Source organism: Variovorax sp. PBL-E5 (assembly GCF_901827185.1).
In the GTDB taxonomy this organism is placed as follows: Bacteria; Pseudomonadota; Gammaproteobacteria; order Burkholderiales; family Burkholderiaceae_C; genus Variovorax.
In genome coordinates this window covers 4,483,229-4,499,124 of sequence record NZ_LR594671.1, presented here as the reverse complement: position 1 = coordinate 4,499,124, position 15,896 = coordinate 4,483,229, and the positions used below count along the sequence as shown (strand labels likewise).

General features: G+C 67.3%; 18 protein-coding genes. 8 read left to right on the top strand and 10 right to left on the bottom strand.

The window, feature by feature from the left end; all coding sequences use genetic code 11:
- Window positions 1-10 precede the first annotated feature (10 nt).
- Genes WDLP6_RS21955 through WDLP6_RS21940 form a run of 4 tightly spaced genes read right to left on the bottom strand, consistent with a single transcriptional unit; the run spans window position 11 to window position 4,617 of the window.
- Entirely contained in the window at window positions 11-1,147 is a 1,137-nt protein-coding gene (locus WDLP6_RS21955; protein WP_162594057.1) for an ABC transporter substrate-binding protein, read from the bottom strand.
- Window positions 1,148-1,206: 59 nt separating this feature from the next.
- On the bottom strand, window positions 1,207-1,971 hold the full coding sequence (locus WDLP6_RS21950; RefSeq protein WP_162594056.1) for an SDR family NAD(P)-dependent oxidoreductase: 765 nt from the start codon (window positions 1,969-1,971) through the stop codon (window positions 1,207-1,209).
- Between the two features lie 22 nt (window positions 1,972-1,993).
- Window positions 1,994-3,847, bottom strand: coding sequence for a feruloyl-CoA synthase (locus WDLP6_RS21945; RefSeq protein ID WP_162594055.1), 1,854 nt, complete (start codon window positions 3,845-3,847; stop codon window positions 1,994-1,996).
- Window positions 3,844-4,617: a crotonase/enoyl-CoA hydratase family protein gene (locus WDLP6_RS21940; protein WP_162594054.1), complete on the bottom strand. Its 774-nt coding sequence runs from the start codon at window positions 4,615-4,617 to the stop codon at window positions 3,844-3,846. The genes WDLP6_RS21945 and WDLP6_RS21940 overlap by 4 nt, the downstream gene beginning before the upstream one ends.
- Before the next feature lie 116 nt (window positions 4,618-4,733).
- On the opposite strand from WDLP6_RS21940, the gene WDLP6_RS21935 reads away from it, so the two are divergent.
- Complete coding sequence (locus WDLP6_RS21935) at window positions 4,734-5,603, top strand: amidohydrolase family protein (protein WP_162594053.1); 870 nt, start codon at window positions 4,734-4,736, stop codon at window positions 5,601-5,603.
- A gap of 145 nt (window positions 5,604-5,748) precedes the next feature.
- On the opposite strand, the gene WDLP6_RS21930 is transcribed toward WDLP6_RS21935, so the two are convergent.
- On the bottom strand, window positions 5,749-6,216 hold the full coding sequence (locus WDLP6_RS21930; RefSeq protein ID WP_162594052.1) for a winged helix-turn-helix transcriptional regulator: 468 nt from the start codon (window positions 6,214-6,216) through the stop codon (window positions 5,749-5,751).
- A 115-nt stretch (window positions 6,217-6,331) separates the two neighbouring features.
- Here WDLP6_RS21930 and WDLP6_RS21925 point away from each other — a divergent pair, with 115 nt between their 5' ends.
- Together WDLP6_RS21925 and WDLP6_RS21920 are read left to right on the top strand one after the other, a co-directional pair.
- Complete coding sequence (locus tag WDLP6_RS21925) at window positions 6,332-7,204, top strand: NmrA family NAD(P)-binding protein (protein WP_162594051.1); 873 nt, start codon at window positions 6,332-6,334, stop codon at window positions 7,202-7,204.
- A 17-nt stretch (window positions 7,205-7,221) separates the two neighbouring features.
- The gene (locus WDLP6_RS21920; RefSeq protein WP_162594050.1) at window positions 7,222-7,605 is read left to right on the top strand and encodes a DoxX family protein; all 384 of its coding nucleotides are present in this window, start codon (window positions 7,222-7,224) and stop codon (window positions 7,603-7,605) included.
- A gap of 178 nt (window positions 7,606-7,783) precedes the next feature.
- Here WDLP6_RS21920 and kefC read toward each other — a convergent pair whose 3' ends face one another.
- Window positions 7,784-9,643 carry a glutathione-regulated potassium-efflux system protein KefC gene (gene kefC, locus WDLP6_RS21915; protein WP_162594049.1) on the bottom strand — a complete coding sequence of 620 codons (1,860 nt, stop codon included), beginning with the start codon at window positions 9,641-9,643 and terminating at the stop codon, window positions 7,784-7,786.
- 2 nt (window positions 9,644-9,645) lie between these two features.
- The gene (gene kefF, locus WDLP6_RS21910) at window positions 9,646-10,284 is read right to left on the bottom strand and encodes a glutathione-regulated potassium-efflux system oxidoreductase KefF (RefSeq protein ID WP_162594048.1); all 639 of its coding nucleotides are present in this window, start codon (window positions 10,282-10,284) and stop codon (window positions 9,646-9,648) included.
- Between the two features lie 63 nt (window positions 10,285-10,347).
- On the opposite strand from kefF, the gene WDLP6_RS21905 reads away from it, so the two are divergent.
- Together WDLP6_RS21905 and WDLP6_RS21900 are read left to right on the top strand one after the other, a co-directional pair.
- A complete protein-coding gene (locus WDLP6_RS21905) occupies window positions 10,348-10,968 on the top strand; it encodes a ParA family protein (RefSeq protein WP_162594047.1) in 621 nt (206 codons plus the stop codon).
- An 8-nt stretch (window positions 10,969-10,976) separates the two neighbouring features.
- Window positions 10,977-11,435 carry a MaoC family dehydratase gene (locus WDLP6_RS21900; protein WP_162594046.1) on the top strand — a complete coding sequence of 153 codons (459 nt, stop codon included), beginning with the start codon at window positions 10,977-10,979 and terminating at the stop codon, window positions 11,433-11,435.
- Window positions 11,436-11,448: 13 nt separating this feature from the next.
- On the opposite strand, the gene WDLP6_RS21895 is transcribed toward WDLP6_RS21900, so the two are convergent.
- The 3 genes from WDLP6_RS21895 to WDLP6_RS21885 form a co-directional block, all read right to left on the bottom strand.
- Entirely contained in the window at window positions 11,449-11,739 is a 291-nt protein-coding gene (locus WDLP6_RS21895; RefSeq protein ID WP_162594045.1) for a DUF4148 domain-containing protein, read from the bottom strand.
- Between the two features lie 152 nt (window positions 11,740-11,891).
- The gene (locus WDLP6_RS21890) at window positions 11,892-12,356 is read right to left on the bottom strand and encodes a tRNA (cytidine(34)-2'-O)-methyltransferase (protein WP_162594044.1); all 465 of its coding nucleotides are present in this window, start codon (window positions 12,354-12,356) and stop codon (window positions 11,892-11,894) included.
- A 28-nt stretch (window positions 12,357-12,384) separates the two neighbouring features.
- Complete coding sequence (locus WDLP6_RS21885; RefSeq protein ID WP_162594043.1) at window positions 12,385-13,101, bottom strand: ComF family protein; 717 nt, start codon at window positions 13,099-13,101, stop codon at window positions 12,385-12,387.
- A 24-nt stretch (window positions 13,102-13,125) separates the two neighbouring features.
- Between WDLP6_RS21885 and WDLP6_RS21880 the strand changes: the two genes are divergently transcribed.
- The 3 genes from WDLP6_RS21880 (at window position 13,126) to coxB (ending at window position 15,882) form a co-directional block, all read left to right on the top strand.
- Window positions 13,126-14,040 (top strand): biotin synthase, encoded by a 915-nt coding sequence (locus WDLP6_RS21880; protein ID WP_162594042.1) that lies wholly within the window; start codon window positions 13,126-13,128, stop codon window positions 14,038-14,040.
- 122 nt (window positions 14,041-14,162) lie between these two features.
- Window positions 14,163-14,639: a DUF2244 domain-containing protein gene (locus tag WDLP6_RS21875; protein WP_162595205.1), complete on the top strand. Its 477-nt coding sequence runs from the start codon at window positions 14,163-14,165 to the stop codon at window positions 14,637-14,639.
- Window positions 14,640-14,706: 67 nt separating this feature from the next.
- Window positions 14,707-15,882 carry a cytochrome c oxidase subunit II gene (coxB, locus tag WDLP6_RS21870; RefSeq protein ID WP_162569284.1) on the top strand — a complete coding sequence of 392 codons (1,176 nt, stop codon included), beginning with the start codon at window positions 14,707-14,709 and terminating at the stop codon, window positions 15,880-15,882.
- Window positions 15,883-15,896 lie beyond the last annotated feature (14 nt).

Sequence of the window (15,896 nt, the reverse complement as noted above, 5' to 3'; positions counted from 1 at the left end):
GTCGCGGTGCTTACTGCTCGACCTTGAACTTGCCGTCCACGACCTTGAGCATCACGCCGGTTTCGTTGGTGTAGCCCCAGTGGTCCTGCGCGCTCCAGTTGAGCACGCCGTGCGCGAGCACGGTGCGGCCCATGGTCTCGAAGGCATCGCGCAGCGCGGCGCGGAATTCGGGCGTGCCCGGCTTGGCCTTCTTGAGCGCGATCGGCACGGCCTTCTCGAGCACGGTGAGCGCGTCGGCGCCATGGCCCGCGAACTGGTTGCGCGAGCCCGGGCCGTAGGCCTTCTCGTACTGCTGCACGAAGGCGACCGCCTGCTGCTTCGACGGATGGCTGTCGGGCAACTGCTCGGCGACGGTGGCCGGGCCCGAGACCACGAAGGTGCCGTCGGCATCCTTGCCCGCGGTGCGCATCAGGTCCTGCGTGGCGGCGGCATGCGTCTGGTAGACCTTGCCCTTGTAGCCGCGCTCCATCACCGCCTTCTGCGGCATGCCGGCGCCGCTGCCCGAGGCGACGATGAGGATCGCGTCCGGGTTGGCCGAGGTGAGCTTGAGCACCTGCGCCGTGACGCTGGTGTCGGCGCGGCCGAAGCGCTCGGTGGCGACGATCTTCATGCCGTTCTTGTCGGCCTCGGCCGTCAGCGCCTTGAGCCACAGTTCGCCGTACGCGTCGGTGTAGCCGAGGAAGCCGATGGTCTTGATCTTCTGCTTCTTCATGTGCTGCACCACGGCGTAGGCCATCACGTCGTTGGACTGCGGCAGCCGGAAGGTCCACTTGTCCTTGCCGGGTGGCAGGCCCGCGGGCGACACCGCGAGCTGCACCGTGCTCGATTCGGCGGCCACGTCGGCCATTGGAATCGCGACCGGCGTGGCGGCCGAGCCGATGATGATGTCGACCTTGTCCTCGGTGACCAGGCGCTGCGTGTCCTTGACGCCGGTGGTCGGATCGGTGGCATCGTCGAGCACGGTCACCTTGAGGTTCTCGCCGGCCAGCGTCTTGGGCCAGAGCGCGATCTGGTTCTTGACCGGAATGCCGAGGCCCGATCCCGGACCCGTGAGCGGCAGCACGACGCCGACCGTGATGTCGGCATGCGCGGCGCCGAAAAGGCCGAGCGCGAGCGCGGCGGCGAGGAGGGTGGTCTTGAATTTCATGAGGCTTGTCTCCAGGAGGGGCGAACGGGAAAGGGGTGCGCTCTATCGGCCGCGCCGGCTCAGCGCGGCGCCATCCGCAAGGCGCCGTCGAGCCGGATCACCTCGCCGTTGAGGTGGCCGTTGGTCACGATCTGGCAAGCCAGCTCGGCGAATTCGGAAGGCTTGCCCAGGCGCGGCGGGAACGGGATCGACGCCGCCAGCGATTGCTGCACGGCCTCGGGCAATTCCTTGAGCAGCGGCGTCGCGAACAGGCCGGGCGCGATCGTGCAGACGCGGATGCCGTGCTGCGCGAGGTCGCGCGCCATCGGCAGCGTCATGCCGACCAGGCCGCCCTTCGACGCGCTGTAGGCCTGCTGGCCGACCTGGCCATCGAAGGCCGCGACCGAGGCGGTGAACATCATCACGCCGCGTTCGCCACCCTCAAGCGGATCGAGCTTGACGCAGCGCGCCGCATAGAGCCGCGCCATGTTGTAGGCGCCGACCAGGTTGACGTGGACGACGCGCACGAAGTCTTCCAGCGGCGCCGGGCTGCCGTCCTTGCCGACGATGCGCTTGGCGCTGCCGATACCGGCGACGTTCATCAGGATGCGCGCGGGGCCGTGCGCCGCGGCCGCCTTGTCGAGCGCGGCGTTGACGCTGTCTGCATTCGTGATGTCGCAGACGCAGGCGATGCCGCCGATCTCGGCGGCGACCTTCTCGGCCTGGGCGGCGTTGACATCGAGCACCGCGACGCGCGCGCCGAGCCTTGCCAGTTCGCGCGCCGTGGCCTCGCCGAGGCCGGATGCGCCGCCGGTCACGAGCGCGGGCTGTGCTTCGATCTTCATGCTTGTCTCCTCGGGTCCGTGTCTATCGGGGCTGCAGGATGAAAGGCAGCGTGCCGGCATGCAGCGCATCGACCTCGGCGGCGCGGTGCCTGAGCACCGCGCGCTGGTTGATCGAGCCCTTGTCGGTCACCTCGCCCTTGTCGATCGATGGCGCCTCACTCACGAGATGCGCGCGCGCGATGCGGTTGGCGCTGCCGGTGCTGGCGGCGGCCAGCGTGTCGAGCACTTGCTGGAAATGGGCACGCACGGGAGCGCTGGCCAGCACCTCGCGCAGCGTGGCATCGGGCGCGAGGCCGGCGAGGGCGCGCACCTTCTGCGTCGGGAAGATCAGCGCCCCGACTTCCTTCAGGTTGATGCCGGTCAGCACCACGTCCTGGATGTAGGGCGCGCCGGCCGCGATGATCTTCGCGCGCAGCGGGCCGACGCTGACGAAGGTGCCGGTCGCGAGCTTGAAGTCTTCGGCGATGCGGCCGTCGAAGCGCAGGCCGCGATGGATGTCGGCCTCGTCGATCCACGTCACCGCGTCGCCGGTCGCGAAGAAGCCTTCCTCGTCGAAGGCTTCGGCCGTGGCCTCGGGTGCGCGCCAATAGCCGGGCGTGATGTTGGGGCCGCGATAGCGCACCTCGGTCTTGCCGTCGACCTCGATCAGCTTGATCTCGATGCCGGGGGCCGGCAGGCCGATGTCGCCGGACTTCACGTCGGGGCTGGTGATGTAGAGCGCGAACGGGCCGGACTCGGTCATGCCGAGGCCGGTGCCCATCACGATGCGCTCGCCGACCTCGCGCTCCTGCGTGCGGTGCAGGCTGTCCCACACCGGCTGCGAGAGCGCGGCGCCGGAATAGAAGAACATCTTCACGCGCGACAGCAGGTTGCGGCGCAGCACCTCGTCGGTTTCCATCGCCTGCGCGATCGCCTCGAAGCCGGTCGGCACGTTGAAGTAGATGGTGGGCGCGATCTCGCGCAGGTTGCGCAGCGTCTCGGCCATGCCCGCGGGCGTCGGCTTGCCGTCGTCGATGTAGAGCGTGCCGCCGTTGTCGAGCACGATGCCGACGTTGTGATTGCCGCCGAAGGTGTGGTTCCACGGCAGCCAGTCGACCAGCACTGGCGGCTCGTCGCCCAGTGCGGGAATCGAATGCCGCAATTGCTGCTGGTTGGCGCACCACATGCGGTGGGTGTTGATCACTGCCTTGGGCAGCTTGGTCGAGCCCGAGGTGAAGAGGAACTTGGTGATGGTGTCGGGGCCGGTGGCGCGCATCGCGGCATCGACCGCGGGCGTGGCCGGCGTGGCGGCGAGTTCGGCGAAGGAGGTCGTCGCGCGGCCTTCGAGCCGGCCCTCGGCGATCACGACCTCGACGTCGGCCGGCACCGCGGCGGCGATGGCGCGCGCGAAGCGTCCCGCGTCGGCGGCGAACACCAGGCCGGGCGTGAGCGTGTCCAGCACGTGGCGCAGTTTCTCGAAGTCCTGGCTCACGATCGAGTAGGGCGGCGACACCGGGCAGAAGGGCACGCCGGCGTAGAGGCAGCCGAGTGCGATCAAGGCATGCTCGATGCCGTTCTCGCTCAGGATCGCGACCGGGCGTTCGGCGCTCAGTTTGCGGTCGAGCAGGGCCTGCGCGATGCTGCGCGCCTGCTTCAAGGCATCGGCGTAACTCAGGCGCAGCCAGTCGCCGGTGCTGCCGTCGGGCCTGCGTTCGCGGCGCGCGATGAAGGTGCGGTCGGGCGCGACTTCGGCCCAGTGCGCGAGGCGGTCCGTCATGCGATCGCCGTAGGGCGCGAGCGCGATCTCGGCTTGCAGGTAGCGCACGCCGGGCGCGCCTTCGCGCAGCACGGCGCGCGTCACGCCGAAGGCGAGCGGCCGGTACTTGATCGAGCTCATCCCTTGGTGACCTTGCCTGCGCGTCCCTCGAGGAAATCGCGCACGCGTTCCTTGGCTTCGGGCGCGCTCTGCGCGATGCCGGAGATCAGCGCCTCGGTGAAGAAGCCGTGATCGGCCGGCTGTTCGGCGATGCGCGGCAGCGCGTGCATCAGTGCGTAGTTGGTCAGCGGCGCGTTGGTCGCGATGCGCTGCGCGAGTTCGATGGCGCGGTCGAAGGCGGTGCCTTCGGGCACCAGATACTGCGCGAAGCCGGCGCGCTCGCCGTCCTCGGCGTTGTAGACGCGGCCGGTCAGCATCATGTCGGTCATGCGCGCGACGCCGATCAGCTTGGGGATGCGCACCGAGCCGCCGCCGCCGACGAAGATGCCGCGCGAGCCTTCGGGCAGCGCATAGAAGGTGGTGGTGTCGGCCACGCGGATGTGGCAGGCGCTCGCCAGTTCGAGGCCGCCGCCGACCACCGCGCCGTGCAGCGCCGCGATCACCGGCACCGGGCCCTGCTGCACGTGGTCGAGCGCCGCATGCCACATGCGCGAGTGGTGCAGGCCCTGGCCGGCATCGCGCTCCTTCAGTTCCGACAGATCGAGGCCGGCGCAGAAGTGCGGGCCCTCGCCGTCGATCACCGCGGCGCGCACGGTGTCGGGCAGATTCTGGAAGGTGTCGCGCAGCGCGAGGATGAGCGCGTCGGACAGCGCATTGCGCTTGCCGGCACGTGCGAGACGGACGATCGCGATGTCGCCCCTGAGTTCGAGCTGGATGTCGGTGTGGGTCATGATTGCTTTCCGGGGCTTGATGGATTATGGTTATGAAAAATAACCAATTCAAGCTGGAGTGAAGCCGCTGGCATGCGGATTTACCCTTAGTCGACAACCTTTTCGGAAGACACGCCATGGACCACCAGAACCTGATCGCGATCGACACCCACACGCATGCCGAGGTGAGCTGCTGGAATCCCTTCGACAACTATGGTGAGGAGTACGACCGCGCGGCCGACAAGTACTTCAAGTCGGGCCGCCGCCCGACCATCCAGGAGAGCATCGACTACTACCGCGAACGCAGGATCGGGCTGGTGATGTTCATGGTCGATGCCGAGTCGAACATGGGCCGGCGCCGGATCCCGAACGAGGAGATCGCCGAGGCGGCGCAGAAGAACAGCGACATCATGATTGCCTTTGCCAGCATCGATCCGCACAAGGGAAAGATGGGCGCGCGCGAGGCGCGGCGGCTGATCGAGGAGCACGGTGTGAAGGGCTTCAAGTTCCATCCGACGGTGCAGGGCTTTCATCCCTACGACCGGATGGCGTGGCCGATCTACGAGGTGATCAACGAATACGCTTTGCCGGCCGTGTTCCACACCGGCCACAGCGGCATCGGCTCGGGCATGCGCTGCGGCGGCGGTCTCCGGCTGGAGTACAGCAATCCGATGCACCTCGATGACGTTGCGATCGACTTTCCCGACATGCAGATCGTGATGGCGCATCCGAGCTTCCCGTGGCAGGACGAGGCGCTGTCGGTCGCCACGCACAAGCCCAATGTGTGGATCGACCTGTCGGGCTGGAGCCCGAAGTATTTTCCGAAGCAACTGGTGCAGTACGCCAATACGCTGCTGAAGGACCGCGTGCTGTTCGCGAGCGACTACCCGCTGATCACGCCGGATCGCTGGCTCAAGGATTTCGAGGACGCGGGCTTCAGGCCGGAGGTTGTGCCGGGCATTCTGAAGGGCAATGCGGTGCGGTTGCTGAAGCTGGATTCGCAGTGATTTCTCTTGCTCCCTCCCCCTCTGGGGGTGGGTTGGGAGGGGGCTTTCGGGCCTTTGAACTGTGCGTTGCGTTTGATCAGAGGCCGTTGGCCGGGAATTCGCCCCGGCGACCTCCGCTCTTATCGACGACTTCGATTCGCTCGGACTATGGAGCGCCGTCCGCGAAGCGCCCAGCAGACCCGCGAACAACCGAACGCGGTACATCCCGCGGCGCGCCGTCAAAGCGGGCACGCGCGTCATGGATATCGGAATAACGACGGTCGGCCCAATCGATCAGACCCGCCATCGGGTCCAGTAGCGATTGGCCTAGAGGGGTCAGACGATATTCAACACTCGGGGGCTTGGTGGGAAAGACGTGACGGGTAATCAGTCCGTCGCGTTCCAGATCGCGCAGGGTCTGGGTGAGCATGCGCTTGGAAATGTCGCGTACGGCGCGGTGAAGCTCGCTGAAGCGCTGCGACCGCGTCGCGAGGGTCATGATCATCAGGATGCTCCATTTGTCGCCGATGCGGTCGAGCACGTCTCGCACTGGGCAGTGCACTGCGTCAACCGACTGGGCGTCGTCCGTTTGAAAACGGCTGAATCTTTCGATCGCGCTCGATGCGGTGCTCATCCGGGTTCCCCTCGCCTCTCCTGGTTACTTGAAACTGCCTCCTTGTGACGCAGGACCAAGGTCTCTACAGTAGACCTTCCCTCAATTGTAGACCCTATGGGTCAGGAGAACACGCATGTTTTTAGTCATGGGAATTACGGGACAAGTCGGCGGCTCGACGGCAAGGCATTTGTTGGCGCAGGGCAAGGCAGTACGCGCGCTGGTTCGCGACCGCGCAAAGGCGGCCAGTTGGGCGGCCCAGGGCGTCGAACTGGTTGCCGGCGATTGGAACGATGCGGACGCCATTGCGCGGGCGCTCGATGGCGTCGACGGCGTGTTTGTCATGTTGCCGGCCGTTTGGGCCCCTTCGCCGGATTTCAAGGAAGCCAAGGGCGTCATTGCAAACTTCGCCAAGGCGCTGACCGAGGCCGCGCCGCCGCGCGTCGTCGCGTTGTCGTCGATGGGGGCGCACAAATCCCACGGGCTGGGGATGATCACGGCGCTGTCGTTGCTGGAGCGCGGCTTTCGCAATCTGACATCGCCAATCGCCTTCGTGCGCGCTGGCGGCTTTTTCGAAAACTTTCTTTTCGGCCTGCATGTCGCCCAGGCCGGCACGCTCCCCGTCTTCTACAACCCGACCAACCGAAAATCAACCATGGTCGCGACCAACGACATCGGCGCCGAAGTGGCGACGCTCCTGACCGGGCCGGCGTGGTCGGGGCAGCGAGTCATCGAGCTCGGTTCGATGGTCAGCGCCGATGAAGTCGCCGCGCAATTGGGGAAGGTCCTTCAGCGCGACGTCAAAGCCTTTGCCGTTCCGCGGACCGGGTGGTCGGCAGCATTCGAGCAGTTTGGCATCCCGAAGGGACAGACAGGACAGGCCGAAGCGATGTACGAGGCGATCAACTCGGGCTGGATGGACGTCGGGGTCGAAGGTACGGAGCACGTCGCGGGCACGACATCACCCGGCGATGTCTTCGCGGCGGCAAAGAACGCCACCACGAAGTAGTTCCGAAGGACCGATCAATGTCTAAGACTACTTGGCGCCAAGTCCTACCCCTGGCTCTCGCCGCGTTTTTCGTCGTGGGGTCACTCAGTAATATTTTTGCCCCGCAATCTATCGACGAGGAATACCTGAGGTGGGGATATCCGCATTGGTTCCATTTTGTGACCGGGTCACTGGAACTCACTACCGCCATTCTGCTGGCCAGGGCACCGAGCCGCCTCCTGGGCTCCGCGCTCGGCTGCGCTGTCATGTTGGCGGCACTCGGGACCGTCACGATCCACGGCGAATATGGGCACGCGGCGCCCCCTTTCGTCGCGGCGGCACTTTCGATTTTCGTCGGCTGGATTACCTGGCGCAAGCGGCTCTCCGACTCAGGGATGACTGACACGACTCCTGCCGTCTAAAGGCTGTCTTGCATCCGGCACGCTGGCGGCGTCGCTTCTTTTGGCGAGACAAAAGAAGTGAGTCGCCCGCCGGGGCGAGTCCCGGCTCCGGCCTTCGATCAAACGCAACGCGCAAGGCAAAGGCCCGGGCGCCCTCACCCCAACCCTCTCCCAGAGGGAGAGGGAGCAAGACAAGGCCTCAGGGGATCTGCTCTTCCTCGATCCGCTCCTCCTCGAGCCGGTCCCAGTCGCGGCCCGCGCGCTCCTTGCGCTCCGCGCGCTCGCGCGAGATCTGCTCCTGGAACTGCTGGCGTCCTTCCTTGGCCACCGCGATGACCTTCGCGCGGTCCTTGTAGTGCGGATAGATCTCGCGCATGAGCTGGATGTTGCGCACGCGAAAGCGCATCGCGGCCTGACGCGCCTCGTGCGCCGGCCAGCCCAGCACCTCGAGCACCGAGCGCGCGCTGCGCAACGAGGATTCGAACAGCTCGCGCTCGACGTACTCCACGTTGCGGTCGAGCAGCTGGTAGAGGTGCCCGACATTGCGTGCGCGCGCGACGATCTTCGCGTCGGGGAAATGCTCGCGCGCGAGGTCGACGATGGCCAGCGACTGCTCGATGTCGTCGACCGCGACCACCAGCACCTTGGCCGTGCCGGCGCCGGCGGTGCGCAGCAGGTCGAGCCGCGTGGCATCGCCGTAGAACACGCGAAAGCCGAATGCGCGCAGCGACTCGATGGTGTCCGGATCGTGGTCGAGCACCGTGACCTGCATGCCTTGCGAGCCCAGCATGCGGCCGACGATCTGGCCGTAGCGGCCGAAACCGCAGATCACGACCTTGGCGTCCTGCTGCTCCGAGATCTCTTCCATCGTCACGACATGGTGCGCGCTGTAGTGCGGCAGGATCCATTTGTCGATCACCACCAGCAAGAGCGGCGAGACCAGCATCGACAGCGCCACCGCACCGATCAGGAACGAGGCGACACCGGGCGGCAGCACCTCGGGGCCGGCGGCCTGGAACACGACGAAGGCGAACTCGCCGCCCTGCGCCAGCAGCAGCGTGAACACCGGCCGCTCCTGGTAGGGCAGGCCCATCACCTTGGCGATGGCGTAGATGACGACGAACTTGAACAGCATGAAGCCGATCACCACCATCACCATCAGGCCCGGCTGCCGGAGCAGCACACCGAAGTCGATGCTCATGCCGACCGCGATGAAGAAGAGGCCGAGCAGCAAGCCCTTGAAGGGCTCGATGTCGGTTTCGAGTTCGCGCCGGTATTCGCTCTCGGCCAGCAGCACGCCGGCGAGGAAGGCGCCCAGCGCCATCGAGAGACCGATGAACTGCATCAGCGCCGCGATCGCCACCACCAGCAACAGCGAGGCGGCGGTGAAGATCTCGGGCGTGTTGCTGCGTGCGATCCAGCGCAGGAGCGGGCGCAGCGCCAGCCGGCCGCCGAGCACGATGCCGCCGATGACGGCGACGATCTTCAGCGTTTCGAGCGCGCGGTCGAGGCCGGTGATCGCCGAGCCGGTGACCGACCCCACCGCCAGCACCGGCAGCAGCGCGAGGATCGGGATCGCGGCCACGTCCTGGAACAGCAGGATCGAGAAGCCGGCCTGTCCGCTCGCGGTGCGCAGCAGGTTGCGCTCGCCGAAGACTTGCAGCGCGATCGCGGTCGACGACAGGGCCAGGCCCAGTGCCGCGACCAGCGCGACGCGCCAGCTCGCGCCGCCGGCCCAGCCGGCCAGGAACAGCACGGCCGCGCAGGCCAGCACCTGGCCCGAGCCCCAGCCGAAGATCGGGCGGCGCAGGTTCCACAGGCGCTTGGGTTCGAGTTCGAGCCCGACCAGGAACAGCATCAGCACCACGCCGAACTCGGCGAAGTGCAGGATGTCCTCGACGTTGGTGACCAGCCCCAGGCCCCAGGGGCCGATCGCGATGCCGGCCGCGAGGTAGCCGATGATCGAGCCGAGGCCGAGCGCCTTGGACAGCGGCACCACCAGCACGGCGGCGCCGAGGTAGATCAGCGAATTGACAAGCCAGGCCGGGGCGTGCTCCATGCTCAGGCCTCCTCGCGTTCGACGGGGCGGTCGGCCTCGGGCACCACGCAGGCGGGACAGCCTTCGAGGTCTTCCAGCTCGGGCCAGTCGGGATAGGACGCGAGGCGCTGCCGGAAGACCTCGACGTGGGCCGTCACCTCGCTGCGGGGTGCGCTGCGCGCGCCGTGGAACAGGAGCGGTGGCAGAAAGCGCATGCCGCAGAGCGCGGCGGTCTGCTCGTAGGGCGGCAGGAAGGCGTCGAAGAAATAGCGGTTGTAGCTTTGCGGGTGGTAGCTTGCCTCGGGGCCGCCGGTGGTCGCGACCAGCCAGCAGTCCTTGCCTTCGAGCGCCTTGCCGCCGGGACCGTAGGCCCAGCCGTAGGCGAACACCTCGTCGATCCAGAGCTTCTGCAGCGCCGGCATCGAATACCACTGGATCGGATGCAGCAGCACCAGCAGCTCGGCGCGCGCCAGCCGGGCCTGCTCGGCCTCGACGTCGATCAGGTAGTCGGGATAGCTCTCGTAGAGATCGTTGACGTCGACACCGGGTATACCCTGCGCCGCCTTCAGCAATGGCAGGTTGACGCGCGAGTCGCGCCAGTGCGGATGCGCCGCGATCAGGTAGATGCGAGGGTCGTTTCCCGGGCTGGTGGTCGTAGGCATGCCGCGAACATAGCGCATGCGCGGCTACCATGGCGCCTGTCTTCAGCCTGCGAGGAGTTTCACATGCCCGTGGTTCTGGTCGCCAATCCCAAGGGAGGGGTCGGCAAATCGACGCTTGCAACGCAGGTTGCGGGCTATTTCGCGAGCCGCGGCCATGCGGTGATGCTGGGCGATGTCGATCGCCAGCAATCCGCGCGCCTGTGGCTCGGCCTGCGGCCGCCGCAGGCGCGGTCGATCACGACCTGGGACGCTTCGGGCGACAGCAGCGTGGTGCGGCCGCCGCGCGGCACCACGCATGCGGTGCTCGACACGCCGGCCGGGCTGCATGGCTCGCGCTTCAAGGAGGTGGTGGCGCTGGCCGACAAGGTGCTGGTGCCGCTGCAGCCCAGCATCTTCGACATCTATGCCACGCGCGACTTCCTCGACAAACTGCTCAGCCATCGCAATGCAGCGAAGACTCGGATCGGCGTCGTCGGCATGCGCGTGGATGCGCGCACGCTGGCGGCCGACCGGCTGCGCGAGTTCGTCGCCGGCCTCGGCGTGCCGGTGCTGGGCGAGCTGCGCGACGCGCAGATCTACGTGCAGCTCGCGGCGCGCGGGCTCACGCTGTTCGACATCGCGCCGGGCCGCGCGCAGCGCGACCTCGAGCAATGGCAGCCCTTGTGCGAGTGGCTCGATACCTGAGTGAAACCATGAAAAGGACATTCCAGACCCTTCAGGATCTTGCTGCCTGCGTCGGCCAGGAGGTCGCGGTGAGCGACTGGCTCACCGTCACCCAGCAGCAGGTCAATCAGTTCGCAGAGGCGACCGGCGACCATCAGTGGATCCACGTCGACGTCGAACGCGCCAAGGCGGGGCCGTTCGGCGCACCCATCGCGCATGGCTTCCTGACGCTGTCGCTGCTGCCGAAGTTCTTCGAGTCGGCGATCGAGGTGATCGAGTCGCGCATGGGCGTCAACTACGGCCTCAACCGGGTGCGCTTCATGTCGCCGGTGCGGGTCGGCAGCAGGCTGCGCGCGCGCATGAAGCTGCTCGGCGCCGAGCCCATTGCCGACCAGGGCGTGCAGATGACCTGGGAAACGAGCATCGAGATCGAGGGCGCCGCCAAGCCCGCCTGCGTGGCGGAGTCGGTGGTGCGGCGCTACCCCTGATCCGGCGCGCACATCACATCGGCATGCCGAGCTTGCCGTAGTTGGCCGAGCCTTCGCGCGCGGCCTCCACGGCGGTCGCGCGCACCCCGGCACGCTCGACGTTGCCGGTGCGCAGGCCCATCGCGCCGGTGCCGCCGTTGCTGATGTGCAGCGGCTGGCGCGCTTCGACCTGGACCTGCGCACGCGTGAGCGTCGACTGGAAGGGGGCGGGCGGCAGCGGGCTCTGTTCGCCTTGGTAGGCTTGCGCGGCGCCGGCGAAGGCAAGGGTGGCGAGCGCGGCGAAGGTGATCGTTCGGGTGTTCATGGCGTGGCTCCTGAAATGCGTTGAAGGGTGGCATGCCGGCTCGAACGGATGTTTCGAACCTGCATGCCATGGATACGCCGGAGCGCGGACGGTGGATGCAGAACCATGCGGCCTGCACGCCTGTTCGTGCCGGGACCTTGTGATGCCGTGCTTCAGCCGAAGCCGTTCTGGCGCCAGGCCTCGAACACCGTCACTGCCACCGCGTTCGACAGGTTCAGGCTGCGCTGGCCGGCGCGCATCGGCAGCCGCAGGCGCTGCGCTTCGGGGAAGAAGCCGTCGCGCAAGGCGGGCGGCAGCCCGCGGGTCTCGGAGCCGAACACCAGCCAGTCGCCGGGCGCGAAGCGCAGCTCGAAGGCCGGGCGCGAGCCGCGCGTGGTCAGCGCGAACATGCGCTCGTGGGCGGGCTGCTCGTTGTCGAGCAGGGCCTGCCAGTCGGCATGGCGCCTGACCTCCGCGTACTCGTGGTAGTCGAGGCCGGCGCGGCGCAGCAGCCTGTCGTCCATCGAGAAGCCCAGCGGCTCGACCAGGTGCAGCATGCAGCCGGTGTTGGCTGCGAGCCTGATCACGTTGCCGGTGTTGGGCGGGATCTCGGGTTCGACCAGGACGATGTGGAACATGGCGCCGATTGTCGGTCGGCCCCGGCGTTCAGTCGGGGAGTTCGGTGCGCGCCAGCACCACTGCGGTGATGTTCTGCGCGCCGCCCGTGCGCAGAACCTGCGCGGCGGCGAACAGCGACGCGCCGCTGGTCATCACGTCGTCGACCAGCACGATGCGCCGACCCTGCACGGCCTGCGCACGAAGCGGCTCGAGCGCGAACGCGCCGCTGAGGTTCCGAAGCCGCTCGGCCCGCGTGAGGCCGCTTTGGGCCGTCGTCTCCCGGATGCGCAACAGCAGGCGGGCATCGGCTTTTCGCGGCGCCAGCCGGCGCGCCAGTTCGTGCGCCTGGTTGAAGCCGCGCTGCCGCAGGCGCGCCGGCGCCAGCGGCATCGGCAGCACGAGATCGGCCTGTTCGAGTGCCGGTTCCACCCAGGGTGCACTGCGCAGCAGGGTTGCGAGCGGCGCGGCCTGCCCGGCGTCGCCGCGGAACTTGAACTGCGCAAGGCACCCGGGCCATGGCCAGACGTAGGCGCAGGCGGCCAGACAGGCATCGAGCGGCGGCGGATGCAGCACGCAGTCGCCGCATTGCGCCACACCCGCCGGCACCGGCAGGGCGCAGGTTGCGCAACGCGGCGTGGGCGGCGCGAAGCGTGCCACGCAGGCGTCGCACACCGGCTGCGAGGGCCAGGCGCGGCACACTGCGCACTGGCTCGGAAGGCGCTCGAGCAAGGACGAAAAAGGCCGTTCGGACCCGCGGTGGAACATGCCCTCAATATACTGGCCGATCTGATGACCACCGATCCCGCACAGCGTCCGCCGACCATCGATGCCACGGCGGCCGCGCGCTGGAGCCGGCTCGCGCCTGCAGCGGGTTCGCCCTGGCTGCACGAGGAAATCGGCCGCCGCATGGAGGATCGCCTGCAGTGGATCAAGGCCCAGCCGAAGCGCTGGGCCGACTGGTCACCGCTGCATGGCGGCCTCGAGGCGCATGCGCTGCTGTCACGTCGCTATCGCACGGCCGAGTCGTTCGTGATCGAGCCCGAGGCGCCGCTGGTGCCGGCCACCGGCCGGGCGCTGGCGGCGCCCTGGTGGACCGCACGCCGCTGGCAGGGCCCGCGGCCGCGCTTCGAGGCGCCGCCGGAGGAGGGCGTGGACGTGCTATGGGCCAACATGGCGCTGCACATGGCGGCCGACCCGCAGGCGCTGATTGCGCGCTGGCACCGTCTGGTCGCGACCGACGGCTTCCTGATGTTCTCCTGCCTGGGGCCCGACACTCTGCGCGAACTGCGCCTGCTGCACGAGGCTTCGGGCTGGCCGCCGCCCAGCCACGAGTTCACCGATATGCACGACTGGGGCGACATGCTGGTGGGTGCCGGCTTTGCCGAGCCCGTGATGGACATGGAGCACATCGTGCTGACCTGGCCCAGCGCGGAACGCGCACTGGCCGAGCTGCGCACGCTGGGACGCAATCTCCATCCGCAGCGCTTTCGCGCATTGCGCGGCCGACGCTGGCATCAGGCGCTGTGCGAAGCGCTGCCCCGGTTCGCGCCCGCGGCGGAAGGCAACGGGCACATCGCGCTGACCTTCGAGATCATCTACGGCCATGCGTTCAAGCCCGCGCCGCGGGTGGCGCTCGCGGCCGAAAGCGCCGTGTCCCTGCGCGAAATGCGCTCGATGCTGCAGCGCGGGCGACCCGGCGCCTGAGCGCCGCTCTTCGACCCGCTACAATCCGGCGCTGCGTGAACTCCCGGGTATTGTCCCGTGATCGAGGCCTGTCAGGAATGGGTTTGACAACGCTTCGACGCACCGATTTGCCGAACTCGCCCGTGTCGAATTCCGTGTTTCGTTTTGCCACTGTGTCAGGCCAGAGCATCCACTGGTTCCTGAAGCGCAACTGCTCGGTGACGCCGAGCCAGCTCGGCTGGCTGTACGCGTCGCTGTGCGTGCTGTCGCTTGGCATCGGAATCGTGTTCTGGTGGCATGGCGCACGTCTCGTGCTGCCGTTCGCGTGGCTCGAGCTGGCCGCCGTGGGTTTCGCGTTCCTGCTGTACGCACGGCACGCGACCGACGGCGAAAAGATCGCGCTGCAGGGCGGCCGCCTTGTGGTCGAGCTCGAAAACGGTGGGCACTACGAGCGCACGGAATTCTTGCCGCACCAGGTGCGGGTCGAGCCTCATGACAGCGATCGTTCGCTGATCGAGGTCTCGGGTCAAGGTCGTTCGGTCAGGGTGGGGCGCTATGTGCGCCCGGAATTGCGTGCGGCGCTGGCGCGCGAAATTCGCATGGCACTGCGCAGCGCGTGAGGCGGCTGGGCGATGTGGCACCCGGGCTGGGCCGGTGGGTTAACTGGAAAATGAAGAAGTGAACACGATGAAGAGCATTTGGTACAAGCCGGCGAATCTGCTGTTGGCGGCCGGCGCGGCGTTCAGTGGCGCTGCGCATGCAGTCAACGACCTGCCGGGCGGCCCGATGGTGCGTCAGTTGAACCTGCCGGTGGGCGTCACCAAGATCGCGCAAGAGCAGTACCTGCTGCACAACGGGATGATGATCCTGTGCACGGTCATCTTCATCGCGGTGTTCGCGGTCATGTTCTATTCGATCTGGAAGCACCGCAAGTCGGTCGGCCACAAGGCGGCCAACTTCCACGAGTCGGTGGTGGTCGAAGTGATCTGGACCATCGTGCCCTTCATCATCGTGATCCTCATGGCGCTGCCGGCCACCAAGGTGCTGGTCGCCCAGAAGGACACCACCAATGCCGACCTCACCATCAAGACCACGGGCTATCAGTGGAAGTGGGGCTACGACTACATCACCGGCGAGGGTGCGGGCATCGGCTTCATCTCGACCCTGCTGCCGTCGCATCGCGAATTCTCGAACAGCGGCGCGAAGGGCAACGTGCCCGACAACTACCTGTTCGAGGTCGACAACCCGATGGTGGTGCCGGTCGACAAGAAGGTCCGGATCATCACCACGGCGGTCGATGTGATCCATGCCTTTGCTGTGCCGCAGTTCGGCCTCAAACAGGACGCGATCCCCGGCTTCGTGCGCGACACCTGGTTCCGCGCCGAGAAGATCGGCGACTACTATGGAGAGTGCCAGGAACTCTGCGGCAAGGAGCACGCCTTCATGCCGATCCACGTGAAAGTGGTCTCGGCCGCCGACTACACCACCTGGGTGGACGCCAAGCGCAAGGAGGCGGCGGCCAAGCTGGACGACCCGACCAAGGTCTGGACGCTGCCGGACATCATGGCGCGCGGGGAAAAGGTCTATGCGGCCAATTGCGCGGCCTGCCACCAGGCGAACGGCAAGGGCGGCGGCCCGATCAAGCCGCTCGACGGTTCGGCGGTCGTGCTGGACGCCAACCATGCCGACCAGATCGACACCGTGCTCAACGGCCGCGTCGACAAGGGCATGCCGTCCTGGAAGACGCTCAGCGACACCGACATCGCTGCCGTGATCAGCTTCACCAAGAACAACTGGTCCAACAAGACCGGCCAACTGATCCAGCCGTCTGAAATCGTGGCGGAACGCGCCAAGTTGAAGTAAGCAAGGAATTTCCC

Bases quoted from the DNA above. Each gene is read 5' to 3' on its own strand.
- WDLP6_RS21955 (WP_162594057.1), bottom strand. From the start codon at position 1,147: ATGAAATTCAAGACCACCCTCCTCGCCGCCGCGCTCGCGCTCGGCCTT.
- WDLP6_RS21950 (WP_162594056.1), bottom strand. From the start codon at position 1,971: ATGAAGATCGAAGCACAGCCCGCGCTCGTGACCGGCGGCGCATCCGGC.
- WDLP6_RS21945 (WP_162594055.1), bottom strand. From the start codon at position 3,847: ATGAGCTCGATCAAGTACCGGCCGCTCGCCTTCGGCGTGACGCGCGCC.
- WDLP6_RS21940 (WP_162594054.1), bottom strand. From the start codon at position 4,617: ATGACCCACACCGACATCCAGCTCGAACTCAGGGGCGACATCGCGATC.
- WDLP6_RS21935 (WP_162594053.1), top strand. From the start codon at position 4,734: ATGGACCACCAGAACCTGATCGCGATCGACACCCACACGCATGCCGAG.
- WDLP6_RS21930 (WP_162594052.1), bottom strand. From the start codon at position 6,216: ATGAGCACCGCATCGAGCGCGATCGAAAGATTCAGCCGTTTTCAAACG.
- WDLP6_RS21925 (WP_162594051.1), top strand. From the start codon at position 6,332: ATGTTTTTAGTCATGGGAATTACGGGACAAGTCGGCGGCTCGACGGCA.
- WDLP6_RS21920 (WP_162594050.1), top strand. From the start codon at position 7,222: ATGTCTAAGACTACTTGGCGCCAAGTCCTACCCCTGGCTCTCGCCGCG.
- kefC (WP_162594049.1), bottom strand. From the start codon at position 9,643: ATGGAGCACGCCCCGGCCTGGCTTGTCAATTCGCTGATCTACCTCGGC.
- kefF (WP_162594048.1), bottom strand. From the start codon at position 10,284: ATGCCTACGACCACCAGCCCGGGAAACGACCCTCGCATCTACCTGATC.
- WDLP6_RS21905 (WP_162594047.1), top strand. From the start codon at position 10,348: ATGCCCGTGGTTCTGGTCGCCAATCCCAAGGGAGGGGTCGGCAAATCG.
- WDLP6_RS21900 (WP_162594046.1), top strand. From the start codon at position 10,977: ATGAAAAGGACATTCCAGACCCTTCAGGATCTTGCTGCCTGCGTCGGC.
- WDLP6_RS21895 (WP_162594045.1), bottom strand. From the start codon at position 11,739: ATGAACACCCGAACGATCACCTTCGCCGCGCTCGCCACCCTTGCCTTC.
- WDLP6_RS21890 (WP_162594044.1), bottom strand. From the start codon at position 12,356: ATGTTCCACATCGTCCTGGTCGAACCCGAGATCCCGCCCAACACCGGC.
- WDLP6_RS21885 (WP_162594043.1), bottom strand. From the start codon at position 13,101: ATGTTCCACCGCGGGTCCGAACGGCCTTTTTCGTCCTTGCTCGAGCGC.
- WDLP6_RS21880 (WP_162594042.1), top strand. From the start codon at position 13,126: ATGACCACCGATCCCGCACAGCGTCCGCCGACCATCGATGCCACGGCG.
- coxB (WP_162569284.1), top strand. From the start codon at position 14,707: ATGAAGAGCATTTGGTACAAGCCGGCGAATCTGCTGTTGGCGGCCGGC.